This window comes from Streptomyces sp. NPDC037203 (assembly GCF_055605065.1).
Map to the genome: position 1 here is coordinate 105,143 of NZ_JBVJUC010000015.1, position 23,673 is coordinate 128,815.

At 73.1% G+C, this 23,673-nt stretch carries 22 protein-coding genes and 1 tRNA gene; 11 read left to right on the forward strand and 12 right to left on the reverse strand.

Going from position 1 to position 23,673, the window contains the following annotated elements:
• Window positions 1-54: 54 nt before the first annotated feature.
• From ACZ7EC_RS30445 to ACZ7EC_RS30460, 4 genes are all read right to left on the reverse strand, one after another.
• Window positions 55-1,269, reverse strand: coding sequence for an acyl-CoA dehydrogenase family protein (locus tag ACZ7EC_RS30445; protein ID WP_471067680.1), 1,215 nt, complete (start codon window positions 1,267-1,269; stop codon window positions 55-57).
• A 6-nt stretch (window positions 1,270-1,275) separates the two neighbouring features.
• Window positions 1,276-2,298, reverse strand: coding sequence for a phosphotransferase family protein (locus ACZ7EC_RS30450; RefSeq protein WP_471067682.1), 1,023 nt, complete (start codon window positions 2,296-2,298; stop codon window positions 1,276-1,278).
• Window positions 2,299-2,443: 145 nt separating this feature from the next.
• The gene (locus tag ACZ7EC_RS30455; protein ID WP_471067685.1) at window positions 2,444-2,959 is read right to left on the reverse strand and encodes an NUDIX hydrolase; all 516 of its coding nucleotides are present in this window, start codon (window positions 2,957-2,959) and stop codon (window positions 2,444-2,446) included.
• A gap of 1,029 nt (window positions 2,960-3,988) precedes the next feature.
• The gene (locus tag ACZ7EC_RS30460) at window positions 3,989-4,885 is read right to left on the reverse strand and encodes a DMT family transporter (protein WP_471067688.1); all 897 of its coding nucleotides are present in this window, start codon (window positions 4,883-4,885) and stop codon (window positions 3,989-3,991) included.
• A gap of 374 nt (window positions 4,886-5,259) precedes the next feature.
• On the opposite strand from ACZ7EC_RS30460, the gene ACZ7EC_RS30465 reads away from it, so the two are divergent.
• The 3 genes from ACZ7EC_RS30465 (at window position 5,260) to ACZ7EC_RS30475 (ending at window position 7,691) form a co-directional block, all read left to right on the forward strand.
• Complete coding sequence (locus ACZ7EC_RS30465) at window positions 5,260-6,252, forward strand: hypothetical protein (protein WP_471067690.1); 993 nt, start codon at window positions 5,260-5,262, stop codon at window positions 6,250-6,252.
• 106 nt (window positions 6,253-6,358) lie between these two features.
• On the forward strand, window positions 6,359-7,075 hold the full coding sequence (locus tag ACZ7EC_RS30470) for a molybdopterin-dependent oxidoreductase (RefSeq protein ID WP_471067693.1): 717 nt from the start codon (window positions 6,359-6,361) through the stop codon (window positions 7,073-7,075).
• Window positions 7,059-7,691, forward strand: coding sequence for a cytochrome b/b6 domain-containing protein (locus ACZ7EC_RS30475; RefSeq protein ID WP_471067695.1), 633 nt, complete (start codon window positions 7,059-7,061; stop codon window positions 7,689-7,691). Before ACZ7EC_RS30470 ends, ACZ7EC_RS30475 begins: the two co-directional genes overlap by 17 nt.
• A gap of 80 nt (window positions 7,692-7,771) precedes the next feature.
• Here ACZ7EC_RS30475 and ACZ7EC_RS30480 read toward each other — a convergent pair whose 3' ends face one another.
• Window positions 7,772-9,169 (reverse strand): GntT/GntP/DsdX family permease, encoded by a 1,398-nt coding sequence (locus ACZ7EC_RS30480; RefSeq protein WP_471067697.1) that lies wholly within the window; start codon window positions 9,167-9,169, stop codon window positions 7,772-7,774.
• A gap of 39 nt (window positions 9,170-9,208) precedes the next feature.
• Window positions 9,209-9,733, reverse strand: coding sequence for a gluconokinase (locus ACZ7EC_RS30485; RefSeq protein WP_471067699.1), 525 nt, complete (start codon window positions 9,731-9,733; stop codon window positions 9,209-9,211).
• A 141-nt stretch (window positions 9,734-9,874) separates the two neighbouring features.
• Between ACZ7EC_RS30485 and ACZ7EC_RS30490 the strand changes: the two genes are divergently transcribed.
• Window positions 9,875-10,576, forward strand: coding sequence for a FadR/GntR family transcriptional regulator (locus ACZ7EC_RS30490; RefSeq protein ID WP_471067701.1), 702 nt, complete (start codon window positions 9,875-9,877; stop codon window positions 10,574-10,576).
• 18 nt (window positions 10,577-10,594) lie between these two features.
• Here the strand turns inward: ACZ7EC_RS30490 and ACZ7EC_RS30495 are convergent, their stop codons facing one another.
• Window positions 10,595-10,972 (reverse strand): YchJ family protein, encoded by a 378-nt coding sequence (locus tag ACZ7EC_RS30495; protein ID WP_471067704.1) that lies wholly within the window; start codon window positions 10,970-10,972, stop codon window positions 10,595-10,597.
• Window positions 10,973-11,131: 159 nt separating this feature from the next.
• On the opposite strand from ACZ7EC_RS30495, the gene ACZ7EC_RS30500 reads away from it, so the two are divergent.
• On the forward strand, window positions 11,132-11,446 hold the full coding sequence (locus ACZ7EC_RS30500; RefSeq protein ID WP_471067707.1) for a dsRBD fold-containing protein: 315 nt from the start codon (window positions 11,132-11,134) through the stop codon (window positions 11,444-11,446).
• Window positions 11,447-11,455: 9 nt separating this feature from the next.
• Entirely contained in the window at window positions 11,456-12,766 is a 1,311-nt protein-coding gene (locus ACZ7EC_RS30505) for a phosphoribosyltransferase family protein (protein ID WP_471067710.1), read from the forward strand.
• A gap of 24 nt (window positions 12,767-12,790) precedes the next feature.
• Here the strand turns inward: ACZ7EC_RS30505 and polX are convergent, their stop codons facing one another.
• The 3 genes from polX to ACZ7EC_RS30520 all read right to left on the reverse strand — a co-directional run bounded on the left by polX (window position 12,791) and on the right by ACZ7EC_RS30520 (window position 18,508).
• A complete protein-coding gene (gene polX, locus ACZ7EC_RS30510) occupies window positions 12,791-14,515 on the reverse strand; it encodes a DNA polymerase/3'-5' exonuclease PolX (protein WP_471067713.1) in 1,725 nt (574 codons plus the stop codon).
• Window positions 14,499-16,253, reverse strand: a complete 1,755-nt coding sequence (locus tag ACZ7EC_RS30515; RefSeq protein ID WP_471067715.1) for a hypothetical protein — start codon at window positions 16,251-16,253, stop codon at window positions 14,499-14,501. The genes polX and ACZ7EC_RS30515 overlap by 17 nt, the downstream gene beginning before the upstream one ends.
• Before the next feature lie 122 nt (window positions 16,254-16,375).
• Window positions 16,376-18,508, reverse strand: a complete 2,133-nt coding sequence (locus ACZ7EC_RS30520; protein ID WP_471067718.1) for a hypothetical protein — start codon at window positions 18,506-18,508, stop codon at window positions 16,376-16,378.
• Window positions 18,509-18,625: 117 nt separating this feature from the next.
• On the opposite strand from ACZ7EC_RS30520, the gene ACZ7EC_RS30525 reads away from it, so the two are divergent.
• Entirely contained in the window at window positions 18,626-19,069 is a 444-nt protein-coding gene (locus tag ACZ7EC_RS30525; protein ID WP_471067720.1) for a hypothetical protein, read from the forward strand.
• Window positions 19,070-19,301: 232 nt separating this feature from the next.
• Here the strand turns inward: ACZ7EC_RS30525 and ACZ7EC_RS30530 are convergent.
• A tRNA-Leu gene (locus ACZ7EC_RS30530) sits at window positions 19,302-19,389 on the reverse strand.
• A 213-nt stretch (window positions 19,390-19,602) separates the two neighbouring features.
• On the opposite strand from ACZ7EC_RS30530, the gene ACZ7EC_RS30535 reads away from it, so the two are divergent.
• The 3 genes from ACZ7EC_RS30535 (at window position 19,603) to ACZ7EC_RS30545 (ending at window position 22,276) form a co-directional block, all read left to right on the forward strand.
• Window positions 19,603-20,928, forward strand: coding sequence for a M20/M25/M40 family metallo-hydrolase (locus ACZ7EC_RS30535; protein ID WP_471067722.1), 1,326 nt, complete (start codon window positions 19,603-19,605; stop codon window positions 20,926-20,928).
• A 164-nt stretch (window positions 20,929-21,092) separates the two neighbouring features.
• On the forward strand, window positions 21,093-21,326 hold the full coding sequence (gene chpH / locus ACZ7EC_RS30540) for a chaplin ChpH (protein WP_085563988.1): 234 nt from the start codon (window positions 21,093-21,095) through the stop codon (window positions 21,324-21,326).
• Window positions 21,327-21,466: 140 nt separating this feature from the next.
• The gene (locus ACZ7EC_RS30545; protein WP_471067725.1) at window positions 21,467-22,276 is read left to right on the forward strand and encodes a chaplin; all 810 of its coding nucleotides are present in this window, start codon (window positions 21,467-21,469) and stop codon (window positions 22,274-22,276) included.
• A gap of 186 nt (window positions 22,277-22,462) precedes the next feature.
• Here the strand turns inward: ACZ7EC_RS30545 and ACZ7EC_RS30550 are convergent, their stop codons facing one another.
• Complete coding sequence (locus ACZ7EC_RS30550) at window positions 22,463-22,651, reverse strand: DUF5703 family protein (protein ID WP_028801646.1); 189 nt, start codon at window positions 22,649-22,651, stop codon at window positions 22,463-22,465.
• 47 nt (window positions 22,652-22,698) lie between these two features.
• Between ACZ7EC_RS30550 and ACZ7EC_RS30555 the strand changes: the two genes are divergently transcribed.
• Window positions 22,699-23,466: a hypothetical protein gene (locus ACZ7EC_RS30555; protein WP_471067728.1), complete on the forward strand. Its 768-nt coding sequence runs from the start codon at window positions 22,699-22,701 to the stop codon at window positions 23,464-23,466.
• Window positions 23,467-23,673 lie beyond the last annotated feature (207 nt).

Sequence of the window (23,673 nt, forward strand, 5' to 3'; positions counted from 1 at the left end):
GGCAAGGGGCGGCCCCGCCCAAGGCCGCCCCTTGCCCGTGTCCGCCCAGCGGTACTACAGGTATTTCTTCAGCTCCCGCCGCGCCAGCGACCGCTGGTGCACCTCGTCCGGGCCGTCGGCCAGCATCAGGGTGCGGGCGCCGGCGTAGAGATCGGCCAGCGGGAAGTCCTGGCTCACCCCGCCCGCGCCGTGCAGCTGGATCGCCCGGTCCAGGATGCCGACCACCGCGCGCGGCGTGGCGATCTTGATGGCCTGGATCTCGGTGTGCGCGCCCCGGTTGCCGACGGTGTCCATCAGCCAGGCCGTCTTCAGCACCAGCAGCCGCAGCTGCTCGACCGTCACCCGCGCGTCGGCGATCCAGTTCTGCACCACGCCCTGCTGGGCCAGCGGCTTGCCGAAGGCCGTACGGGAGACCGCGCGCCGGCACATCAGCTCGATCGCCCGCTCGGCCATGCCGATCAGCCGCATGCAGTGGTGGATCCGGCCGGGGCCGAGCCGGGCCTGCGCGATGGCGAAGCCGCCGCCCTCCTCGCCGATCAGATGGGTGACCGGCACCCGCACCCGGTCGAAGACCACCTCGGCGTGGCCGCCGTGCGAGTGATCCTCGTAACCGAAGACCCGCATGGCCCGCTTGACGGTCACACCGGGCGTGTCGCGCGGGACCAGGACCATGGACTGCTGGCGGCGGATGTCCGCGCCCTCCGGGTCCGTCTTGCCCATCACGATGAAGATCCTGCAGTCCGGGTTCATCGCCCCGGAGATGTACCACTTGCGGCCGGTGATGACGTACTCGTCGCCGTCCCGCTCGATGAGGGTGGTGATGTTGGTGGCGTCCGAGGAGGCCACCTCGGGCTCGGTCATCGCGAACGCGGACCGGATCTCACCGGCGAGCAGCGGCTCCAGCCACTGCTTCTTCTGCGCCTCGTCGCCGAACTGCGCCAGCACCTCCATGTTCCCGGTGTCGGGCGCCGCGCAGTTGGTCGCGGTGGGCGCCAGGTGCGGGGACCGGCCGGTGATCTCGGCGAGCGGCGCGTACTGGAGGTTCGTCAGGCCCGCGCCGTACTCCGCGTCGGGCAGGAACAGGTTCCACAGCCCCTGCCTGCGGGCCTCGGTCTTCAGCTCCTCCATCACCGCCGGGGTGTCCCACGGCGAGGCGAGCGCGGCCCGCTGCTCCTCGGCGACCGGCTCGGCCGGGTAGACGTACTCGTCCATGAAGGCGAGCAGCCTGGCCCGCATCTCCTCGGTGCGCGCGTCGAACGCGAAGTCCATGGCGGATCAGCCTTCCTGAAGAGTGGTCAGTCCGTGGTCGATGAAGACGGGCACCAGCTCGCCGATCCGGTCGAAACCGCGCCCGACCGTCTGGCCCAGCGTGAAGCGGTAGTGGATGCCCTCCAGGATCACGGCGAGCTTGAAGAACGCGAACGCCTCGTACCAGGAGACGGCCGTCACGTCCCGCCCGGAGCGTGCCGCGTACCGCTCGATCAGCTCCTCGGGCGCGGGGTGCCCCGGCGCCTCGGCGGTCGTGGACACGGGCGAGTCCGGGACGTCCAGGGTGCGGCTGTACATCACCAGCAGGCCGAGGTCGGTCAGCGGGTCGCCGAGGGTGGACATCTCCCAGTCCAGGACCGCGGTGATCGTGTCGTCGGCCCCGATCAGCACGTTGTCCAGCCGGTAGTCGCCGTGTACGACGGTGGCGGCGGGCGAGGCGGGGAGCCGGCGGCCCAGTTCGGCGTGGAGTTCGTCGATGCCGGGCAGTTCGCGGCTGCGGGAGGCGTCCAGCTGCTTGCCCCAGCGGCGCAGTTGCCGGTCCAGATAGCCCTCCGGGCGGCCGAAGTCGCCGAGGCCCACCCCGGCGGGGTCCACCGCGTGCAGCTCGACCAGCGTGTCCACCAGCGACAGCACCGCGCTGCGCACCCGCTCCTCGCCGAGCGGGGCGAACTGCGCGCGGGTGCGGTACGGCGTGCCCGCCACGAACTCCATCATGTAGAACGGCGCACCGAGCACCTCCTCGTCCTCGCACAGCAGCACCGGCGCGGGGACCGGCACGGAGGTGGGGTGCAGGGCGCTGATCACCCGGTGCTCGCGCTTCATGTCGTGCGCGGTGGCGAGGACATGGCCGAGCGGCGGGCGGCGGACCACCCACTTCGAGGTGCCGTCGGTCACCGTGTAGGTGAGGTTCGACCGGCCGCCCTCGATCAGCCGTCCGGAGAGCGGCCCCCGCACCAGTCCGGGGCGCTCGCGTTCCACCAGGGCGCGCAGCCGGTCCAGGTCGAGTCCGGGCGGGTGGTCGGCGCTCATGGGTCACTCCTCGAACGGGTCGTGGGCCGTGGGTGTGTACGGACCCGACTCATGATGCCGACCGGTCGGTATGCCGTCCAGTGCGTACGGCGAACCGGGCCGGAAACGTGACGGGCGCCACGGGGGAGGGGGCCGGGTGCGGGCTTCAGATCCCGGCGCGGAACTCCGCGAGTCTCCGGTACGCGGCCAGGCCGTCCGGCACCCATTCCCACTCGCCGAGGCGCGCCTCGACCTCCGCGTCGGTGAGGAAGGCGTGCCACTGGACCTCCTCCGCCTGCGGGCGCACGGGCGGTTCGCAGCGCACCTCGTACACCGCCGACCACCAGGACTTCCCGGCGCCGTCGTCGTAGAGGAACGTGAACAGGTGCGTCGGCCGGGGCAGCCCGGACACGCCCAGCTCCTCCTCGGCCTCCCGCAGCGCCGCCTCGTCGTAGGACTCGCCCGCGCCCACGACCCCGCCGACGAACGGGTCGTACAGCGAGGGGAAGACCAGCTTGGTCGCGGTACGCCGGTGCACGAAGATCCGCCCGGCCGCGTCCCTGGCCTGGACGAAGACACAGCGGTGCCGCAGCCCGCGCCCGTACACCTCACCACGCGGCAACTGCCCGACGACGCGGTCGTGTTCGTCGACGATGTCGAGAATCTCGTCAGCAGGATTCATGCCCCAATCCAAGCACGGGGGCGGCTGGGGAGCGGGGCTTGAAGGGCCGCGCGGTGCGACGGGGCGCGCTGCCTGGCAGGGAGGCACCATCGGCAGGGTGACCGCCCCCGCCGGGCGAACGCCCCTGGCGCGGAGGCAGCCGCTGGCGCGGTGAAGGCCCCGCGCGGCGGGGGCCCGGCCCGGCGGGCGCTGCCACTACGGTGAGGGCCGTCGGCTCGGGGAAGCCCCGCTCGGGGAGGTCCCCCGGTGCGGCGGAGCCCCCCGGAGCGGGGGCCGCCCCGGCTCGGCGGATGTTCCCGGTACCGCCGGAGGAAGGCCCGGCGCGGCGGACGTTGCCGCTACGGTGAGGGCCGTCGGCTCGGGTGCGGGACCCCCGGTTCAGCGGAGAGCTCCGGTGTGGAGGCTGCCCCTGGCGTGGTGGAGGCCCCGGCGTGGTGGAGGCCCCCGTGCGGCGGGCGCTGCCGCTACGGTGAAGGCCGTCAGCGTGGGGGAGGCCCCCGGCTCGGGAGCCCCGGTGTGGTGGAGACCTCCGGAGCGGAGGCCGCCGTGGCTAGGTGGAAGCCTCGAGAACGGTAGAGGCCCCGGTGCGGCGGACGTTGCCGCTGCGGTGAGGGTGGCCGGCTCGGGGGAGGCCCCCGACTCATGGGCCCCCGGTGTGGCGGAGACCCCAAGAGCGGAGGCCGTCCCGGCTCCGCGGAAGCCTCCGGTACCGCCGGATACTGACGCTATGGCGGAGGCCCCCGGTTCGGCGAAGGCCCCCCGGCATCGCGTGAGCCCCTGGCGCCGCGCAAGCCCCCGGCTCGGGGTAAGCCCCCCGGTTCGGCGAAGTCCCCCCCGGAGCGGAGGCCGTCCCGGTCCGGCGGATGCCCCCCCGGTACCGCCGGATGCTGACGCTATGGCGGAGGCACCCCGTTCGCCGAAGACCCCCGGCACCGAGCAAGCCCCCGGCTCGGCGCAAGCCCCCGGCTCGCCGGTGCTTCAGTGCCGCTGGAGCCCCCGGTACCGAACCCCCCGATACCGCCGGAGGCCTCAGTGGCGCTGGAGTTCGTGGGCCGGGGGTTCGGATTCTGTGGTGCCGCAGGGCATGGCGGGGTGCATGCCGAGCAGCACGATGCCCGCGACCACGGCCGCGAGCCCGGCTGCCTCCCAGGTCAGGGCCCCGGTGTCGGTGCGCAGCCGGTCGCCGAGGAAGCCCACCCCGCACAGGATCCCGGCGAGCGGCTCGGCCGCGGTGAGCGCGGGCAGCGACATCCGCAGCGGCGCCGTCTCGAAGGCGCTCTGCACCAGCACCAGCCCGGTGACCCCGCACGCGAACACGCCGTACGGCTGCCAGCTGGTGAACAGTCCGGCGAAGCCGCCGTCGGAGAAGAGGGTGCCGCTCACCCGCGTCAGCGCGTCCTGCACCCCGTACAGCAGCCCCGCGGCCAGGGCCAGCAGCGCCGCGGACCAGCTCAGCCGGGAGCGTTTGGCGTACGTCGTCAGCGCCAGGGCCACGCCCACCACCGCGCCGATGATCAGCCAGTGCCGCAGCGGATCGGCGATGGCGTGGCCGGCCCGCGGTTCACCCGCCGTGATGAACGCGCTCACCCCGCCCGCGAGCAGCAGCAGCCCCGCCCAACCCTGGCGCCCCAGCGGCTGTCTGGTCTGGTACCGGGAGAGCGCGAGCGCGAACAGCAGATTGGTCGCCAGCAGCGGCTCCACCAGCGAGATCTCACCCTTGCCGAGGGCCACCGCGCCCAGCACCATGCCGGCCACCATCAGCCCGAGACCGCCCAGCCAGCGCGGCACCCGCATCAGGTCCAGCAGCAGCCGGAACGACAGGAAGTCGCTCAGCGGTGCCTGTTGGGCGGCGTTCTGCTGGAGCACGAAGCCGAGGCCCAGACAGCAGGCCGCGCTCACGGCGAGGAGGAGAACCAGAACCGACACGCTGCGTACCTCGATCATCCGGCCGGACCACGGACGCGTAGTGGCCGACTGTAGCGCCCCCGGCGCGGCATTGCCCCGGAAGAACCCGGAAAGGGGCGGTTGCCCCGCCATGGTCGGCGCCGGGAGCGCGGGGCGCCATGGTGTACGCCACACGCCCCGGCGTGACGGCATGGCGTACGCCACAGCGGCGTGCCCCGCGCCGGTTCCGGGTGGCGGCTCCAGACGGTCACGTATACGCGCCTATACCCCAATTCCAGTGCGGAGAAAGGTAGTTGAACCCATTAACATCAGCGTTCCGCTTGACGCAAACCGTGGCCTGCGGGTTTGCTGTGTGTGATCGGCCGATGGCAGCCCGAGAAACAGGAAGTCCCGCGGTGTCACCACTCCCGCCCCCGCTCGTCGTGCGCCGGACCCGCACGCACCCCTCCGGCGCCACCGCCCCGGACCTCCCCGGCGGCTACGACGACGCCCTCGGTGACACCGAACTGCGCACCGCCCGCGCCGCGTTGGTCCAGGGCCGCCGCCAGGCCGCCCGCTCCCTGCTGCTGCACACCGGCGAGGACTGGGACCGCAGGGGCCACCGGCTGACCGTGCTCGCCCGCGAGCCGTACGCCGCCGCCTGGGCCTTCGACTGGCTCCAGGCCGAACCCGGCTCCCCGGACGCCGCCGCGCTGCTCGCCCTCGCCCGCGTCCGGCGCGCCCTGCGCGGCCGGGAGGACCCCGAACGGGCCCGCGCGGCATGCGGGCGCGCCGCCACGCTCGCCCCCGCCGATCCCACCCCCTGGCTCGGCCTGCTCCGCCTCGCCCGCACCCTCGGGCCCGAGCGCGAGGTCTTCGACGTGTTCGCCGAGGTGCGCCGCCGCCACCCCGAGCACCACCACGCCCACCATCTCCTCGTCGCCCGCCTCGCCGAACGGCCCTCGGGCGGGCGGTACGACTCCCACGAGGTGTACGACCTCGCCGAGCTGGCCGCCGCCGAGGCCCCCGCCGACTCCCCGCTGGCCGTCCTGCCGGTCGTCGCCCTCGCCGAGCGCTACCGGGTGCTCGCCGCCACCGGGCTCGCCCCGGCCGACCCCGCCGCCTCGGCGCACTGGTCCGGGCCGCGCGCCCACCGGATGCTGCGGGCCGGCTTCGACTGGTGGCTGGAGTGGGAGCACGACGAACACCCGCGCCGGCACGTCGACCTCAACCACCTCGCGTTCGCGCTCTCCTGCGCGGACCGCCCCGCCGAGGCCGCCGTCCTCTTCCGGCGCATCGGCGCCCACGCCACCCGAGCACCCTGGTACTACCCGCACCGCGACCCCTGGACCGCCTTCCGCGCGGCGCGCGCCCACGCCCTCGCCGACGCCCTGGCCCCGCCCTCCTGACGGCCTCCGCGCGGCTCCTTCGGGGCCGCCCCCGCAGTCCTTACGAATCCCTGACCGACGCCCCGCCTCCCTGGTCACCCCGCGTTCCGGGTGTTCGAATGAGGAGGTGAACCCCGAACCCCCCGAGGAGCGGGACGGCACCCCCGTCGGCCGCCGTGTCTTCCTCGGCACCCTCGGCCTGGGCGCCCTGGGCGTGCTCGCCGCGCCCACCCTGCAACGCGCCCTGGAGAGCCTCGCCGGCAACGACCCGACGGGCCTGACCGGTCTGCTGCCCAACGGCGGCGGCTTCCGCTACTACTCGGTCGCCGCCTCCGTCCCGCACAAGAACGCCACGGACTACCGCCTGACCGTCGGCGGCCTGGTCGACCGCCCGCGCGCCTACAACCTGGCCGACCTGCGCGCCCTCCCGCAGACCAGACTGGTCAGGGACGTCCAGTGCGTCACCGGCTGGCGGGTGCCCGGCACCCCCTTCGAGGGCGTACGCCTCGCCGACCTGCTCGACGCCGCCGGGGTCCGCCCCACCGCCAGGGCGATCCGCTTCACCTGCTTCGACGGCACCTACACCGAGAGCCTCACCCTGGACCAGGCCCGCCGCCCGGACGTCCTGGTCGCCCTGCGCATGCAGAACAAGGACATCGGCCACGACCACGGCGGTCCCGTCCGCCTCTACGTCGCGCCCATGTACTTCTACAAGTCCGCCAAGTGGCTCTCCGGCATCACCGTCACCGACCGCGTCGAGCCGGGCTACTGGGAGAACCTGGGCTACGACGTCGACGCCTGGGTCGGCCGTTCGAACGGACGCACCGATGAGCCTACGAGCTGACACCCCGGCCCGCCCCGCCGCCCGGATCCGCCGCTTCTCCCGTGCCGAACGCTGGGTGCACCGGGCCACGGGCGCGCTGATGGGCGTCTGCGTGCTGACCGCGGCCGTCCTCTACATCCCCCAGCTCGCCGTCCTGGTCGGCCGCCGCGAACTGGTCGTCCGCGTCCACGAGTGCGCCGGGCTCGCCCTGCCCGTCCCCGTCCTGCTGGGCCTGGCCTCCCGCGCCTTCCGCGCCGACCTGCGCTTCCTGAACCGGTTCGGCCCGCACGACAAGGTCTGGCTGTGGGCCGCGCTGAGCCGCGACCGGCGCCACGAGGCGCGCCCGGCGGGCAAGTTCAACGCCGGGCAGAAGATCTACGCCGCCTGGATCGCCGGGGCGACCCTGGTCATGCTCGGCACCGGCCTGCTCATGTGGTTCACCCACCTCGCCCCGCTGGTCTGGCGCACCTCCGCCACCTTCGTGCACGACTGGCTCGCCCTCACCATCGCGGTCGTCCTCGCCGGCCACATCGGCATGGCACTGGGCGACCCGGAGGCACGCAAGGGGCTGCGCACCGGGACGGTCAGCCGGGAGTGGGCGAAACGGCAGCACTCTCTGTGGCGCCCGCACGATTGAACACCCCGGCCCACGGAAAGACCCACGGAAAGGCCCGCCCCCACGGAAGGGGGCGGGCCGTCGTCCTCGTACCGGTGTCGCTACACCACCAGCGACAGCAGCAGCACCAGCGCGCCGCCGACCACCGACAGGATCGTCTCCATGATCGACCACGTCTTGACGGTCTGGCCGACGGTGAGTCCGAAGTACTCCTTCACCAGCCAGAAGCCGGCGTCGTTGACGAAGCTGAAGAACAGCGAGCCGGCGCCGATCGCCAGGACCAGCAGCGCGGTGTGCGCGGTCGACATGTCGGCCGCGAGCGGGGCGACCAGACCGGCCGCCGAGACCGTCGCCACCGTCGCCGAGCCGGTCGCGAGCCGGATCACCACGGCGATCAGCCAGGCCAGCAGCACCGCCGGGATCGACCAGCTCTTGGACACGTCCAGGATCATCTGGCCGACACCGCAGTCGATCAGCGTCTGCTTGAAGCCGCCGCCCGCGCCCACGATCAGCAGGATGCCCGCGATGGGCATCAGACCCTTCTCCACCGTCGCCTGGAGTCGCTCCTTGCTGAACCCGGCGGGCCGGCCCAGCGTGAAGAAGCCGACGATCACGGCGGCGAGCAGGGCGATCAGCGGGGCGCCGATGACGTCGAAGGCGCGCTGCGTGGTGTTCGCGGGGTCGTCGACGACGATGTCCACCAGGGCCTTGAGCAGCATCAGCGCCACCGGCAGCAGGATGGTGACCAGCGTCGCGGCGAAGCTCGGCCGGCGCGTCAGCTCCTGCGAGGGCCGCTGCGGCAGCATCCGCTCCGGCGCCGGGACGTCCACCCAGCGGGCCGCGACCTTCGAGAACAGCGGACCGCCGACGATCACCGTCGGGATCGCCACCAGGATGCCGAACGCCAGCGTCACGCCCAGGTTGGCGTGCAGCGCGGAGATCGCGACCAGCGGGCCGGGGTGCGGCGGGATCAGGCCGTGCATCACGGACAGACCGGCGAGCGCCGGGATGCCGATGCGCATCAGGGAGTAGTTGCCGCGCTTGGCGACCATCAGCACCACCGGGATGAGCAGCACGATGCCGACCTCGAAGAAGATCGGCAGCCCGATCACGGAGGCGATCAGCACCATCGCCCACGGCATCGCCCGGCCCCCGGCCCTGGCCAGGATCGTGTCCACGATCTGGTCCGCGCCCCCGGAGTCGGCGAGCAGTTTGCCGAGCGTGGCGCCCAGCGCGATCAGCACACCGACGCTCGCGACCGTGGCGCCGAGCCCGGTGGTGAAGCTCGTGAGCACCTTGTCCAGGGGCGCGCCGGCGGCCGCGCCGAGCGCCAGCGACCCGATGGTCAGCGCCAGGAAGGCATGCAGCTTGAACTTGGTGATGAGCAGGACGATCACCGCTATGCCCACCAGGACGGCGATGCCCAGCTGGGCGTGTCCTGCGGTGGAGATCGGCGGAGGAGTGTCCGCTGCCAGCATCTCGACGCTGAGTCTGGTCACGGGGGTTCCCTTGCGGTTACGGGGAGTTGGGGAGGGACGCTACTGCTGCGCGGATGCGGTGGACAGCCGGTCCAGCGCCTGTACGGCGCGTTCGGCGATCTCCTCGGGTTCGCCGCCGACATCCACGGCGACGCCGGCCTCGTCCGGCCCGAGGGGCTCCAGCGTGGCGAACTGCGAGTCCAGCAGCGCGGTCGGCATGAAGTGGCCCTGCCGCCGTGCCATCCGGTCCTCGATCAGCTTCCGGTCGCCCGTCAGGTGCACGAAGACCACTCCGGGCGCCACCGCCCGCAGCCGGTCCCGGTACGCCCGCTTCAGCGCCGAACTGCTGACCACCCCGCCGAGCCCCGCCCGCCCGTGCGCCCAGTGGCCGATGGCGTCCAGCCAGGGCCCGCGGTCACCGTCGTCCAGCGGGATACCGGCCGTCATCTTGTCGATGTTGGCCTTGGGGTGGAAGTCGTCGCCCTCGGCGTACGGGACGCCCAGCCGCGCGGCGAGCAGGGGACCGATCGTGGTCTTGCCCGTCCCCGCGACGCCCATCACGACGACGACCTGGGGGGTTCGCATGTACTGCCTCGCTGTCTTCCTCGACATCCGACGCCACGACGGCGTCGCCACACTGAAACCCATTAGGTACGACGAATTCAAGAGACTGTGACATATAAGTCTGACTTTTTGTTTCCGTGACCCACGCCGTACGCTGAGTGCATGAGCACACCGGGCCGGGGGCTGCACGGCCGCGTACTGGACTCCCTCGGCCCCGCGATCACCGCGGGCGAGTACCCGCCGGGCAGCATCCTGCGCACCGACGAACTCGCCCAGCACTTCGAGGTCTCACGCTCCGTGATGCGCGAGGCGGTGCGGGTCCTGGAATCCATGCACCTGGTGGAGTCCCGCCGCCGGGTGGGCGTCACCGTCCGCCCCAGGTGCGAGTGGAACGTCTACGATCCGCAGGTCATCCGCTGGCGGCTGGCCGGCGCCGACCGCCCCCACCAGCTCCGCTCGCTCACCGTGCTGCGCTCCGCGATCGAACCGGCCGCCGCCGCGCTCGCGGCCCGGCACGCCACCGCCGAGCAGTGCGCCGAACTCACCGAGTGCGCGCTCGGCATGGTCGCCCACTCCCGCGGCCACCGGCTGGGGGAGTACCTGTTCCACGACGTCGCCTTCCACCGGATCATCCTCACCGCCTCCGGCAACGAGATGTTCGCCCGCCTCGGCGACGTCGTGGCCGAGGTGCTGACCGGCCGCACCCAGCACGAGGTCATGTTCGAGGACCCCGACCCGGCGGCCGTCACCCTGCACGTCCGAGTCGCCGAGGCGGTACGCGCCCGCGACGCGGCCCGTGCCGAGGAACTCACCCGGCAGATCACCGTGGGCGCCCTCCAGGAACTGGACATCCTGGCGCCCTGACCGGGCCGGCGCGGGGACCTACTCCAGGAAGTCCCCGTCCACGTACACCCACGCCCCGGCCACCCGCTCGAAGCGGCTGCGTTCGTGCAGGGAACCGCCCCGGTAGGAGGCGCGGAAGGTCACCGTCCCGGTGGGGTGGAAGGCGGAACCGTCGGTGCCGTCGAGGATCTCCAGGCCGGTCCAGCGCATCCGGGGATCGAGGTCGAGCCGCTCGGGCCGGGTCCGCGGATGCCAGGTGCGCAGCAGGTACCCCGTGTCGCCCTTGACGAAGGCGCAGTACCGCGAGCGCATCAGCAGCTCGGCGGTCGGCGCGTTCGCCGCGCCCGAGTGGAAACGGCCGCAGCAGGCATCGTAGGACTGCGGCAGTCCGCAGGGGCAGGTGGGGCGCGTGGTCATGCGCCCCATTGTGCCGGGTCCGGGGCAGGGGAGGCGTCCGCCGCCGGGCGGGTGCACAGTGGAGAGCGGGCGGACCGCGCAGCGCGGACGGGCGGACCCACGGCGGACGTCCGGCCCGGCGCGCCCGAGGGCCCGTGCCGCGAGGAGGAGGGACGGACGATGACCCGACCCGTGAGCAGCCACCATCCGCCGGCCGTCAAGGAGTGGCGGCTGAACCTGTACCTGTCCGAGCACGACCCGGACACCACGGCCCGGATCGTCCTGGACACCGGGGACAACGTCCTGGAGAGCCACGCCGAGGCCCGCCGCAGTCCCTACGACCGCGACATCCCCGAGATCGGCGACGAACTCGCCGCCGGACGCGCCCTGATCGCCATGGGCCGGCTGCTGGTGCGCGCCGCCAACGGCGACATGCGGGCGCTGGGCGCGGCCGACGACGAGAATCCCGCACCGCTCTGGCTGCCGGGGGAGTGAGGTCGCGCCGTGCGGTTCCCCGACCGGCTGGAGGCGGGGCGCAGGCTCGGCGCCCGCCTGGAGCACCTGCGCGGCCGGGACGTGGTGGTGCTGGGACTGCCGCGTGGGGGAGTACCGGTGGCCGCCGAGGTCGCCGCGGCCCTGGACGCCCCGCTGGACGTGTGTCTCGTGCGCAAGCTCGGGGTGCCGTACCAGCCCGAGCTGGCGATGGGCGCGATCGGCGAGGACGGCGTACGGGTGCTCAACGCGGACGTGCTGCGCGGCACCGGCGTGGGCGACGAGGAACTCGCGCGGGTCGAGGCGCGTGAGCGCCGGGTGCTCGCCGAGCGCGCCGAACGCTACCGGGGCGCATGCCCCGCCGTCCCGCTCGCGGGCCGCACCGCCGTGGTCGTGGACGACGGAGTGGCCACCGGTTCCACCGCCCGCGCCGCCTGCCGGGTCGCCCGCGCCCGCGGCGCCGCCCGCGTCGTGCTCGCGGTCCCGGTCGCCCCCCGCGACTTCGCTGACCGCCTCGGCGGCGACGCCGACGACCTGGTCAGCCTGCACACCCCCTTCGACTTCGCCGCCGTCGGACAGTTCTACGACGACTTCGCGCAGACCGAGGACGCGGAGGTCACGGCATGTCTGCGCCGGGCAGGGCGGCGCCGTACGAACCCCGGACCGGAGGCGCCCGAACCCGCCGGTGCCACACGCGAGGTGACCGTGCCGGCCGGTGCCGTACGGCTGGACGGCGACCTGACCGTGCCCGAGGGCGCCACCGGTGTCGTCGCCTTCGCGCACGGCAGCGGCAGCAGCCGGCACAGCCCCCGCAACCGGCACGTCGCCGAGGGCCTGCACCGCGCCGGGCTCGGCACCCTGCTGTTCGACCTGCTCACCGAGGCGGAAGCACGGGACAGGGACAACGTGTTCGACATCCCGCTGCTGGCCGGCCGGCTGCTCGCCGCCACCCGCTGGCTGCGCGCGGAGCCCGCGACCTCCGGCCTCCCCGTCGGCTACTTCGGCGCCAGCACCGGCGCGGCCGCCGCCCTGTGGGCCGCGGCCGAGGAGCGCCCCGCCGCCGTCGTCTCCCGCGGCGGCCGCCCCGATCTGGCCGGACCCCGGCTGCCCGAGGTCTCCGCGCCCACCCTGCTGATCGTGGGTGGCGCCGACCCGCTGGTCCTCGACCTCAACCGGGCGGCGCAGGCCCGGCTGCGCTGCGAGAACCGGCTGGAGACCGTCCCCGGCGCCACCCACCTCTTCGAGGAACCGGGCACGCTGGAACGGGTGACCGACCTGGCCCGCGACTGGTTCACGGACCACCTGGCACCCGCGCACGGCTAAGACCTTCGAACCGCTCCCCGAGACTCAGCGGCCGCCCTTGCGCAGAAACCGCCGCAGCCGGGTCAGCGGCCAGGTGTTGATCACCTCGTCCGGGGTCAGCCAGCCGCGCTGGGCGGTGCCGATGCCGTACCGCAGCTGCGCCAGCTGCGGCACCGAGTGCGCGTCCGTGTTCACCGCGAACCGCACCCCGTGCGCCCGCGCCCGCAGGATGTCCTCGTCCCCGAGGTCCAGCCGGTCCGGCTGGGCGTTCACCTCCAGCGCCGTCCCCGTGCGCGCGCAGGCCGCGAACACCTCGTCCCAGTCCGCGTCCACCCCCGCCCGGCGGCCGATCAGCCGGGTGGTGGGATGCCCGAGGACGTTCACGTACGGGTTCTCCACCGCCCGCACCAGCCGCCGGGTCATCGCCTTCCGCCCCAGGTCGAAGTGCGAGTGCAGCGAGGCCACGCACAGATCGAAGCCGGCCAGGAACGCGTCCGGCCAGTCAAGGCCGCCGTCCGGCCCGATGTTCAGCTCCGTACCGTGCAGCAGCCGCATCCGGCGGTGCGCCCCGTCCTGCTCCCGCAGCCGCTCCCGCTGGGCGAGGACCTTCTCGTCCGTCATCCTCTGCATGGACAGGTCCGGCGCGTGATCGGTCACCGCGTAGTACGCGTACCCGCGCCCCGCCGCCGCCTCCACCATGGCGTCCAGGGACGCGAGACCGTCCGTGAGATCCGTATGGGTGTGCAGGTCGCCCCGGATGTCCCGCTCGGTCACCACCCGCGGCAGCTCCCCGCGCAGCGCCGCCTCGATCTCCCCGCGGTCCTCCCGCAGCGTCGGCGGGATCCAGGGCAGCCCGAGCCGCGCGTACACCTCCTCCTCGGTGCGCGAGGCCACCGACTCCCCGCTCTCCGTGTCGAACACGCCGTACTCCGACAGCTTCAGCCCCCGGTGCACGGCGATCGTGCGGGTACGGATGTTGTGCGCCCTGGAACCCGTGAAGTACTGGAGCCCGGCCCCCCACGACCGCGGCGGCAGCACCCGCAGATCCACCTGGAGTCCCTTGCCGGTCCGCACGGACGTCTTCTTCGTGCCCCGCGCGATCACCTCGGCCGTGCCCGGCAGCTCGCACAGCGCGGCCATGAACGGCGCCGACTTCTCCGCCGCCACCAGGATGTCCAGATCCCCGACGGTCTCCCGCATCCGCCGCAGCGACCCCGCGTACCCGCACCGCCGGCACCCGGCCACCTCCCCCAGCGCGGCCACGATCTCCTCGGCGGTGTCCAGCGCGAGCGGCAGCGGTACCCGCGCCCCCGCCTGCCGCAACAGCTCGATCCCGTGCCGGATGTTGGCCTGCGTCTTCTCCCCGAACCCCTTGAGATCGGCCAGCCGGTCCGCCTCGATCGCCGCGGCCAACTCGCTCACCGAGGAGATGTGCAGGTCCTCGTACAGCCGCAGCGCCTTCTTCGGGCCGAGCGTCGGGATGGTGATCAGCTCCCGCACCCCGGCGGGGATCCGGGCCCGCCGCTCCTCGACGGCCGCCATCTTCCCGGTACGCAGGTACTCGATCACCTTCTCGGCGATCGACCGCCCCACGTTCGGGATCTCCCGCAGTCCCTCCTCGTCCAGCTTCGAGACATCGGCCGGATACCCCCCGAGAGCACGCGCCGCCTTCTCGTAGGCACGCGCCCTGAACGCGTCGCCTCCGGTGATCGCGATGAGATCGGCGTACTCCCTGAGCACCGCCTCGATCTCGTCATTGGCCCGAGCCACCCTCCAAGTCTAGGGACGAACCGCCCTTCGGGGAGATCCAGGACTCTTCGCCGACGGGTCGCGTGAAGGCCACCCGGATGCTGCGCCGACCGGTACGCACCACCATCCCGTTGACGAGTTCCGCGCCGCTCCTGCCCTGCGTCAGCCACAGATTGACGGCCGCGCCCAGCAGCAGGGGGTCCAGTCCCGGTTGCGGCGCACCCCAGGCACGGACCGTGCGGGCCTCGAACAGGATGCCCCGCAGCCACACGACGGCGGACGTCTCGTCGATACGCGCGACCAGCACCGCGGCGCCGGGCCGTTCCGGCGCCTCGCGCAGGCACCACTCGGCCGGTGCCGGCTCCGCGACGGCGACGGTGCGCGCGACCACGTCGGCGCTCTGCGACCACAGCGGGTGGGGCGACTCCGCGGCCACGGCGTAGAACCCGCGCTCCCGCCCCTGGCGGCCCGCGACCAAGGGCCAGCGCCGCACCTCGACCGAGCCGTCGGGCCGCACGGCCCCGGTCGCCTCGTACGCGGTGGGCGGGCGGTGCCGCTCCGGCTCCGGGTCCGGGACCGGTCGCGGCTCGGGCGGCTGCCGGGGCAGCCGGACACCACGGTGCGCCAGGAACTCGTACATCCGGCGCCGGGTCAGCTCCCCGGACTTGTCGATGTCCGCGAGCTGGCTGTCGACGACGGGCCGCAGCACGTCCGGGTCGTACTCCCGTTCGGCCCTCAGCAGCTGTGCGTGCAGATCGCCCTCGGGATCGAGCCTGGGCGCGGTCCGCCCGAACGCCGCGGCCGGCGAGGCGGGGTCCAGTTCCTCGATCCCGTCGGCGGCGAGGAGCGTGACGCGCTCGGCGGCGGCGGAGTAGAAGGTGGTGCTGCCGTGATCGCCGATGACCCAGTCGCTGGCCACGACCGCCGCCCGCCACCCCTCCTGGGGAGGCACCACCATCAGTCCCGCCTCCATGGGCTTGCGCAGCCGCTCCAGCACCGACGACCAGGAGTGCCTGGCCCACACATTGGGGTGGAAGACGGCCGCCACCGCGAACTCGTCGGCGGGCAGGGCGGTGACCAGGTCGAGCGGCAGCCGCGGGTGCCGCCCCAGCAGCGAGTGCTCGCTCCAGGTGGAGTGGATCACCACCAGACGGCGCCCGTCGGCCACCCCCAGCCGCGCGCGGTACCAGTCGCGCTGTCCCTCGCTGTCCTTGATCCGCTGGAAGCACCAGTCGCCGATCACCTCCGCCCGCGGCACGGCCTCCGGGCAGGTCCTGAACAACCTGGCGAGCTGGTCGTGGTGCGACAGACCGATCGCGGCGGGCACCACCCTGCCGCGGTGCACCAGCTCCCTGCGGGACAGGCCCGCGGGCGATGTGGCGTCCCCGGTCGACTCGCTGACCAGGCGGTTGTAGCCGGCGCCGTGCGGCATCACCATCAGGGGAGCGTCCAGTCGGCGCATCGACGGATGCACGGCACAGGCGACCGCCAGATGGAAGGAGCGACGCGTGGCCTCCTCCCAGGTCAGCACGTTCTGACCGACCACGGACGCCAGATACTCGTGCAGACCGTCCGCGAAGGCGGAACCGGGATTGACCGTGTAGTACTTGGCGATGCCGTCCTCGACGCGCAGCAGGTCCATGACGTCGAGCACACGGGTCGCCGAGGTCAGGGTGCGGGCCACCCCCAGCACCTCCGCCTTGGGCGGCGGCCAGGTGTTCCAACGCGAGTGGCCGCGTGGCTTGCGCGAGCGACGCATCAGGGGCAACGGTCCCTCCGGGGCTCGGATGACAGGGGTCGGAAGCGGTACGCGGGGGCGGTCGGTCTCATGGGCCGGTACGAACGGCCCGCCCGGTCGGCCGCCCGGTCGCGTCGATCGGCTCAGTCGTCTTCGGACGGCACTCCCACACCCCTGTGCAGTTCACGCAGCTTCGCCTCACAGGCGGCGCGGAGCGTCATGTCGCTGGTGTCGGCGGCCAGTGCGGACAGCACCGCCAGCGCCTGGTCGAGCTTGGCGTACTGCTTGCGCTCGCTCGCCCGCTCCGCCGCGCACATCGCCGCCTCGGCCGCCGCCATCAGCCTGTCCAGCCCCCGCAGGGCCCTGGCCCGGACGATGTCGATGCGGGGCAGCATCGAGACGTCCTGGCTGTCGACGGCCACCGCCCTGGCCTCGTCCAGCACCGCCAGCGCGTCCTGCGCCCGCCCGGCGGCGACGAGCGCCTGTCCGACGTTGTACGACTGCACCACGATTCCGTGCGTGTCGGCACGGGACGCGTTGGCCTCCAGCGCCCGGCCGAACAGGGCAGAGGCGACCTCGGGCTGTCCGGCCGCCAGGGCGACGAGCCCCTGCGTCTCATGGATCATGCCGCTCAGCCGGGCGTCCTCGACCCGGCCGAGCAGCGCCGCCGCACGGTCCAGTTCGCGACCGGCCTCGTCGTGCGCCCCCAACTCGTAGTGAGCACGCGCCAGTTGATTGCGCATGCGGACTTCGGCATCCACCCGCCCGCAGCGCCGGGCCGCCTCGATCCCCGCCGCATGCGCCTCGATGGAGTCCAGATGGTGCTTGCGGCTGTGGTACAGCGCCCACAGGGACTCGCACAACTGCCACACCGGCTCGTCCCACTCCTCGTCCGCCGCGGCGCGCAGCAGGGCCAGCAGGTTGCCCCGCTCGGCATCCAGCCACTCCAGCGCTTCCGCGCTGTCGGTGAACAGCCGCTCTCCCGGCGAGAGTTCCGCCAGCGAGCGGGCCGGCGGCGGCTGGAGCCGGAAGCGCCCGGCACCGAGCACCAGCATGTCGGCATGGGCCGCGGCCGCCACGTAGAACTCGGCCGCGGACCGCAGCACGGCGCGGCGCTCCGGCGCGGGAAGGCCGCTCGCCTTCTGCCGGGCGTGCGCCCGCACCACCTCGTGCGGGCGGAAGCGGCGCGGCCGGTCACCGGAGCGGACGACGACCAGCAGATGGTCCGTGAGCAGCTCACCGACCGCGTCCTCGACGTCCGGCACGCCCGCCGCGGCCGCGAGACCGGCCGTGACGGACGTACACGGCAGACAGCCCAGAAGCAGGTACAACCGCCGGGCGTGGCCGGAAAGGCCCGCGTAGGCCATGTCCAGGACCGTGGTCACCGATGCCGTCCCGTCCTGTGGAGCCGGTAATCCGGTGGAGTCCAGGGCCCGTACCGCATCGGCCAGCCCCAACTGCGGGCGCCGCGCCAGCCATTCACCGACCGCGCGAAGCGCCAGCGGCAGACCGCTGCACCGCCGGACCAGGGTGCGCGCCGCGTCGTCCGCGTCCGGGACGCGCCAGCTGTGCACGAGCTCGACCCCGGCCCGTTCGTCGAGCGGTTCCACGCCGATGGCCACCGCGCCGTCCATGGTCAGCGCGGGCAGACCGGTCCGGCTGATGGCCACGAGCAGACCGGAGGCCGGGACCAGCGGGCGGACCTCCGCCGCCTGCCGGGCGTTGTCGACGACCACGAGGGTGTGCCGTCCGGAGGTGACACTGCGGAACAGGGCGGTGCGCTCGCCCAGGCTCGCCGGGATGAACTCGGGGTGCACCCCGAGAGAGCGCAGGAAACCGGCCAGCACGCCACTCACGTCGACGGCGCCGTCCCGTCTGCCCTCTTCCAGATCGACGTAGAGGTGGCCGCCGGGGTACGACGGTTCGAGTGCCCGTGCCACCCACTGCGCCACCAGCTGCGTCTTGCCCACCCCGGAGAGCCCGGACAGGACGACGATCCCCGGCACCGGCGAGTCCCGCAGGGCGTCCGCGACTGATCGCAGGCGGTCGATCTCCTTCGTCCGGTTGACGAAGGACGAGGAGGCCGGGGGGATCTGTCGCGGCGCCACGCTCGGCGGAGCGGGCGCCATGACCAGTGATTCCACCCGGCCCGCCATCACGAGCGGCCCGGTGATCACCGCATTCCCCGAGACGGAGTTGTGCGTGGCCGCCGCCCCCGCCTCGCGCTCGTCGTCCACCCCGATGCCCTCCGCCGTCTCGTCTGCCGGAAGTGTCAACGTACTACCCCTGACCGGCTGTTCCGAGGCCGCTCGCCCGTGGCAGCCGCGGTTCCGCGAGGCATATCGTGGACGCCCCTGGGCGAACCGGCCACAGGACGCGTACGAGGGGGCTCCATGGAAGCGGAACTGGTGACACTGGTCGGAACCGGCGCGACGACGGTCGTCGGCCTCATGGCGACCGAGGCGTGGGAGCAGGCGAAGCGGCGCCTGGTCCGGATCTTCGCGCGCGGCGGCGAGGCCGACGCGGTGGCCGGGGAACTGGAGGAGTCCCGCGCCGCCCTGGTCACGGCCGCGGGAACCGCCGACGAACAGGACCTCACCTCCGACCTGACGGCGTCGGTACGGCTCCGGCTGCGCCGCCTGCTGGAGCAGAACCCCGACGCGGCGGCTGAACTCCGCCTCCTGGTGGAGGAGTTCGCCCCGCTCGTCCGGACCGGACTGCCGGGCGCGGTGCACAACAGCATCACCGGCGGCACACAGCACGGCCCGGTGATCCAGGGGCACACCTTCACGAACCTCACGTTCCATTCCTCCGGCCCGTCGGCCGGCCCCGCGTAGAGGCCGTGCATGCGGGAGGGCGCAGTGCATGACGGAGGGGCGCCGTGCACGGTGACGGTCGGTGAGCGGTGCTGCCGTACCGGTCGCGGCCGGGCGCGTCCGCCGCCTGTGCGAGCCGCAAGGAGTGCCGGGCGATGATCCCGCGAGCCCTCCCTCTGACCGCTCACCTCCGGACGCCGGCCGTCCCGACCCCGAGAAAACAGAAAAACCCCAGGTAACCTGGGGTTTTCGCTGGTGTCCGAGGGGGGACTTGAACCCCCACGCCCGATAAAGGGCACTAGCACCTCAAGCTAGCGCGTCTGCCATTCCGCCACCCGGACAAGGTGTCTGTCGTGCGCGGTTCTCCCTCGGCGGGGTTTCCCTCGCGGCGACAGGGAAAACATTACCAGGCTTTCCGGGGTGGCTGATCACCCCCCGGTCCGCGGCGGGCGGGCGTGAACGGCGTGTGACGGGCCGGGACCGGTCTTGGGCCCGGCCCCGGCCCGGAGAGAGGATGAGGGGGACCCACCAGCAGGTAAGCGGGAGGAAGCAGCGTGAGCGAGAAGGACACGGCCCAGGGCGTCACCGGTGAGGACGAGGTCGTGGACCTCTGCCGCGACCTGATCCGGTTCGACACCAGCAACTACGGCGACCACTCCGGGCCCGGCGAGCGCCAGGCCGCCGAGTGGGTCGCCGAGAAGCTGGCGGAGGTCGGCCTGGAGCCGAAGATCTACGAGTCCCACCCCGGCCGCGCCTCCACCGTGGCCCGCATCGAGGGGGAGGACCCCTCCCGGCCCGCCCTGCTCATCCACGGCCACCTGGACGTCGTACCGGCCAACGCCGGCGACTGGACCCACCACCCCTTCTCCGGCGAGATCGCCGACGGATGCGTATGGGGACGCGGGGCGGTCGACATGAAGGACATGGACGCCATGACCCTCGCGGTGGTGCGCGACCGGCTGCGCAGCGGACGGCGGCCCCCGCGCGACATCGTCGTCGCGTTCCTCGCCGACGAGGAGGCGGGCGGCACCTTCGGCGCCCGCCACCTGGTCGACCACCACCCCGAGCTGTTCGAGGGCGTCACCGAGGCGATCAGCGAGGTCGGCGGCTTCTCCTTCACCGTGAACGAGCAGCGGCGGCTCTATCTGATCCAGACGGCCGAGAAGGGCATGCACTGGATGAAGCTCACCGTGGCCGGCACCGCCGGGCACGGCTCCATGATCCACCGGGACAACGCCATCACCGAGCTGTCCGAGGCGGTCGCCCGCGTCGGCCGGCACAAGTTCCCGGTGCGCGTCACCAAGACCACCCGTGCGTTCCTCGACGAGCTGGGCGACGCGCTCGGCACCGAGCTGGACCCCGAGGACATGGAGGCCACCATCGCCAAGCTCGGCGGCATCGCCAAGCTGATCGGCGCGACCCTGAGCAACACCGCCAACCCGACCCAGCTGAACGCCGGTTACAAGGTCAACGTCATCCCCGGCGAGGCCACCGCGCACATCGACGGCCGCTTCCTGCCCGGATACGAGGAGGAGTTCCTCGGCGACCTCGACCGGCTGCTCGGACCGCATGTGCGCCGCGAGGACGTGCACGCCGACAAGGCGGTCGAGACCAGCTTCGACGGGGCGCTGGTCGAGGCCATGCAGTCCGCGCTGCTCGCCGAGGACCCCATCGCGAAGGCGATCCCGTACATGCTCTCCGGCGGCACCGACGCCAAGTCCTTCGACGACCTGGGCATCCGCGGCTTCGGCTTCGCCCCGCTGAAGCTGCCGCCGGAGCTGGACTTCGCCGGCATGTTCCACGGTGTGGACGAGCGGGTGCCGGTGGACGGCCTCCAGTTCGGCGTGCGGGTGCTCGACCGGTTCATCGACGCCTCCTGAGCGGCCGCCGGGCGTTCGAGCCGGGCCCTCATGGTTTCGGCCGCCCGTTCGAGATCGACTGAGAAGGGTGAATGCGACCATAAGCTCGTAGCTCCATTACTCCCTCCTCGTTACAGGTGATGCGACCCCGCACCTTGGGGCCGCATTGCCAACGAGGAGGAATAATGATCAAGAAGGTCGTCGCTGCCGCGGCTGCCACCGGTGGGCTGGTTCTCGCGGGCGCGGGCCTGGCCGTCGCCGACTCCGGTGCTCAGGGTGCCGCCCTGCACTCTCCGGGTGTCGTCTCCGGCAACGTCATCCAGGTGCCCGTGCACGTTCCGGTGAACGTGTGCGGCGACACGATCAACGTGATCGGGCTCCTGAACCCCGCCTTCGGCAACACCTGCGTCAACAGCTGACGCCGGTTCCCCGTGGGGTCTTTCCACCCCGAGGGGCGTCTTCTACCAGCCGTCGGCCTCGGAGCGCGCGCCACGCGCTCCGAGGCCGACCGGCCTTTTCCAGACAGTGAAGGCAAGCGAAGGCAGGGGGGTACGCAGCAATGCGACAAGGAACCCGTAAGGGTCTGATGACCATGGCGGCGGCGACCGGGGTATTCGCCGCCGCGACCGGTATGGCACACGCGGACGCGGGCGCGTCCGGCGCCGCCACCGGTTCACCCGGCGTCCTGTCGGGCAATACCGTGCAGGCGCCGGTGCACGTGCCGGTGAACGTGTGCGGCAACACCGTCAATGTCGTCGGGCTCCTCAACCCGGCGGCGGGCAACGCCTGCGTCAACTCCGGCGGCGGCCACGGCGGTCAGGGCCACGGCGGCTCCGGAGGCTCGGGCGCCGGCGGCCACACCTCCGGCTCGCCGGGCGTGGGCTCGGGCAACACCGTCCAGGTGCCGATCGACGTCCCGGTGAACGTGTGCGGCAACAGCGTCGACGTCGTCGGCGTGGGCAACCCCGCCACGGGCAACGACTGCGCCAACAGCGGCGGGACGCACGGGCGTCCACCGGGCGGCGGCAACCCCAGCCCGCCGAGCCACCCCGGTCACCCCGGTCACCCTGGCCACCCGAGTCACCCTGGCCATCCCGGTCACCCGAGTCACCCCGGTCAGCCGGGCAAGCCGTCCCAGCCGGGTACGCCGAACCAGCCGGGCAAGCCGTCCCAGCCGGGTACGCCGGGCCGGCCGGGCACCCCGCCCGCCCACCAGGTGCACGTTCCGCAGGGCCCCTCGGCGTCCCTGACCACGGGACAGCTCGCGCACACCGGCAGTGACCTGCCGCTGGGCCTGGCACTGCCGGCCGGCGCGGGCGCGCTGATCGCGGGCGCCATGCTCTACCGCAAGGCACGCGCCAGGGCCTAGGGTCTTCCGTTCGGATCAGGCCGGATCAGGGCGCCGTGCCAGGGCCCGCGAGCCCGGCAAGATCCAGACGAGAGGCCCTGGCCGCGGGCGATCACCGCGCGACGGACGGTGAACGGGAGCGGGCCCGGCCAGACCGGCGGGCCCGCTCCGCGTCTTTCGCGCCCCGTCGCCTTCAGCGATCCCGTCTCACCAGGTGGCCCGCACCTGGCGGATGATCCGCCGCCGCAACCGCACCTTGCGGCTGCCGTCGCGCAGCAGGCTCAGGCGGTCCAACTCCCAGTGTCCGTACTCGGCATGGTCCGTCAGCAGACGTGTGGTCTCCTTGCGGGACACCCCGCGAGGCACGTACACGTCGACAAATTCGTATTCCGGCATCGCATCTATTGTGCGGGCTGGTGCCCGGTACGGATAGCGTCTGCACTATGTCTGATGCTGCGCAGCCCACCGCTGCCGAGGTACGCGCCGCCGCCGAGGCGATCAAGACCGCGCTCGACCGTCACCTGGCGGCGGTCGAACGCAGGTCAGGAGACGACGACCCGGCCGTATTCGAGGCGTTCAACCAGCTGGCCGCGGCCGCCGAGGTGTACGACGAACTGCTCTACGACCGCTACGACGAGGTCACTCCCTTCGAGATCCCCGGCGCCGAGGAGACGCTGCCCCCGTACGCGGGACCCGAGGAACCCCACGCGATCAGCGTGCTGATCCGCCGCGACTACACCGTGGCGGAGCCCCAGCGGCTGCTGGCCCAGGCCGAGCGGGTCGAGGCCGCGGACGACTTCGAGGACCCCGCCGGCCTGGACGAGGACGCCGCGGGCACCGTGCCCGGCGCGCTCAGCCTGCTGTTCGGCGAGTTCGAACCCGACGAGATCGCCTCCCGGCACAAGGAGTTCGGCCTGGAGGAGGGCGACTCCACGCTCTGGGTCACCGCGGCCGAGGAGCCCCCGGAGGCCGGGGAATGGCTGGAGGCCCCCTTCGAGCACATCGATCCGCAGGCGGTGGTGTGCAGGTTCGACGTCAGCGCGGTCTTCGACGACGAGGACGACGACCACGACGACACCGACCCGGACGCCGAGGACGACGACATCGAGTTCGTGGACGACGAGGACCTGGACGAGACCGGGGACGATCACGACGACGAGCACGACGGCGGGGAGACCGGCGCCGTGGGCGTCCGGGGCCCCGGCAGGTGACCCCCGGCGGGGGGGGGGGGGGGGGGGGGGGGGGGGGGGGGGGGGGGGAGGCGGGGGGGGGGGGGGGGGGGGGGGGGGGGGGGGGGGGGGGGGGGGGGGGGGGGGGGGGGGGGGGGGGGGGGGGGGGGGGGGGCGGGGGGGGGGGGGGAGGGGGGGGGGGGGGGGGGGGGGGGGGGGGAGGGGGGGGGGGGGGGGGGGGGTTTTCCT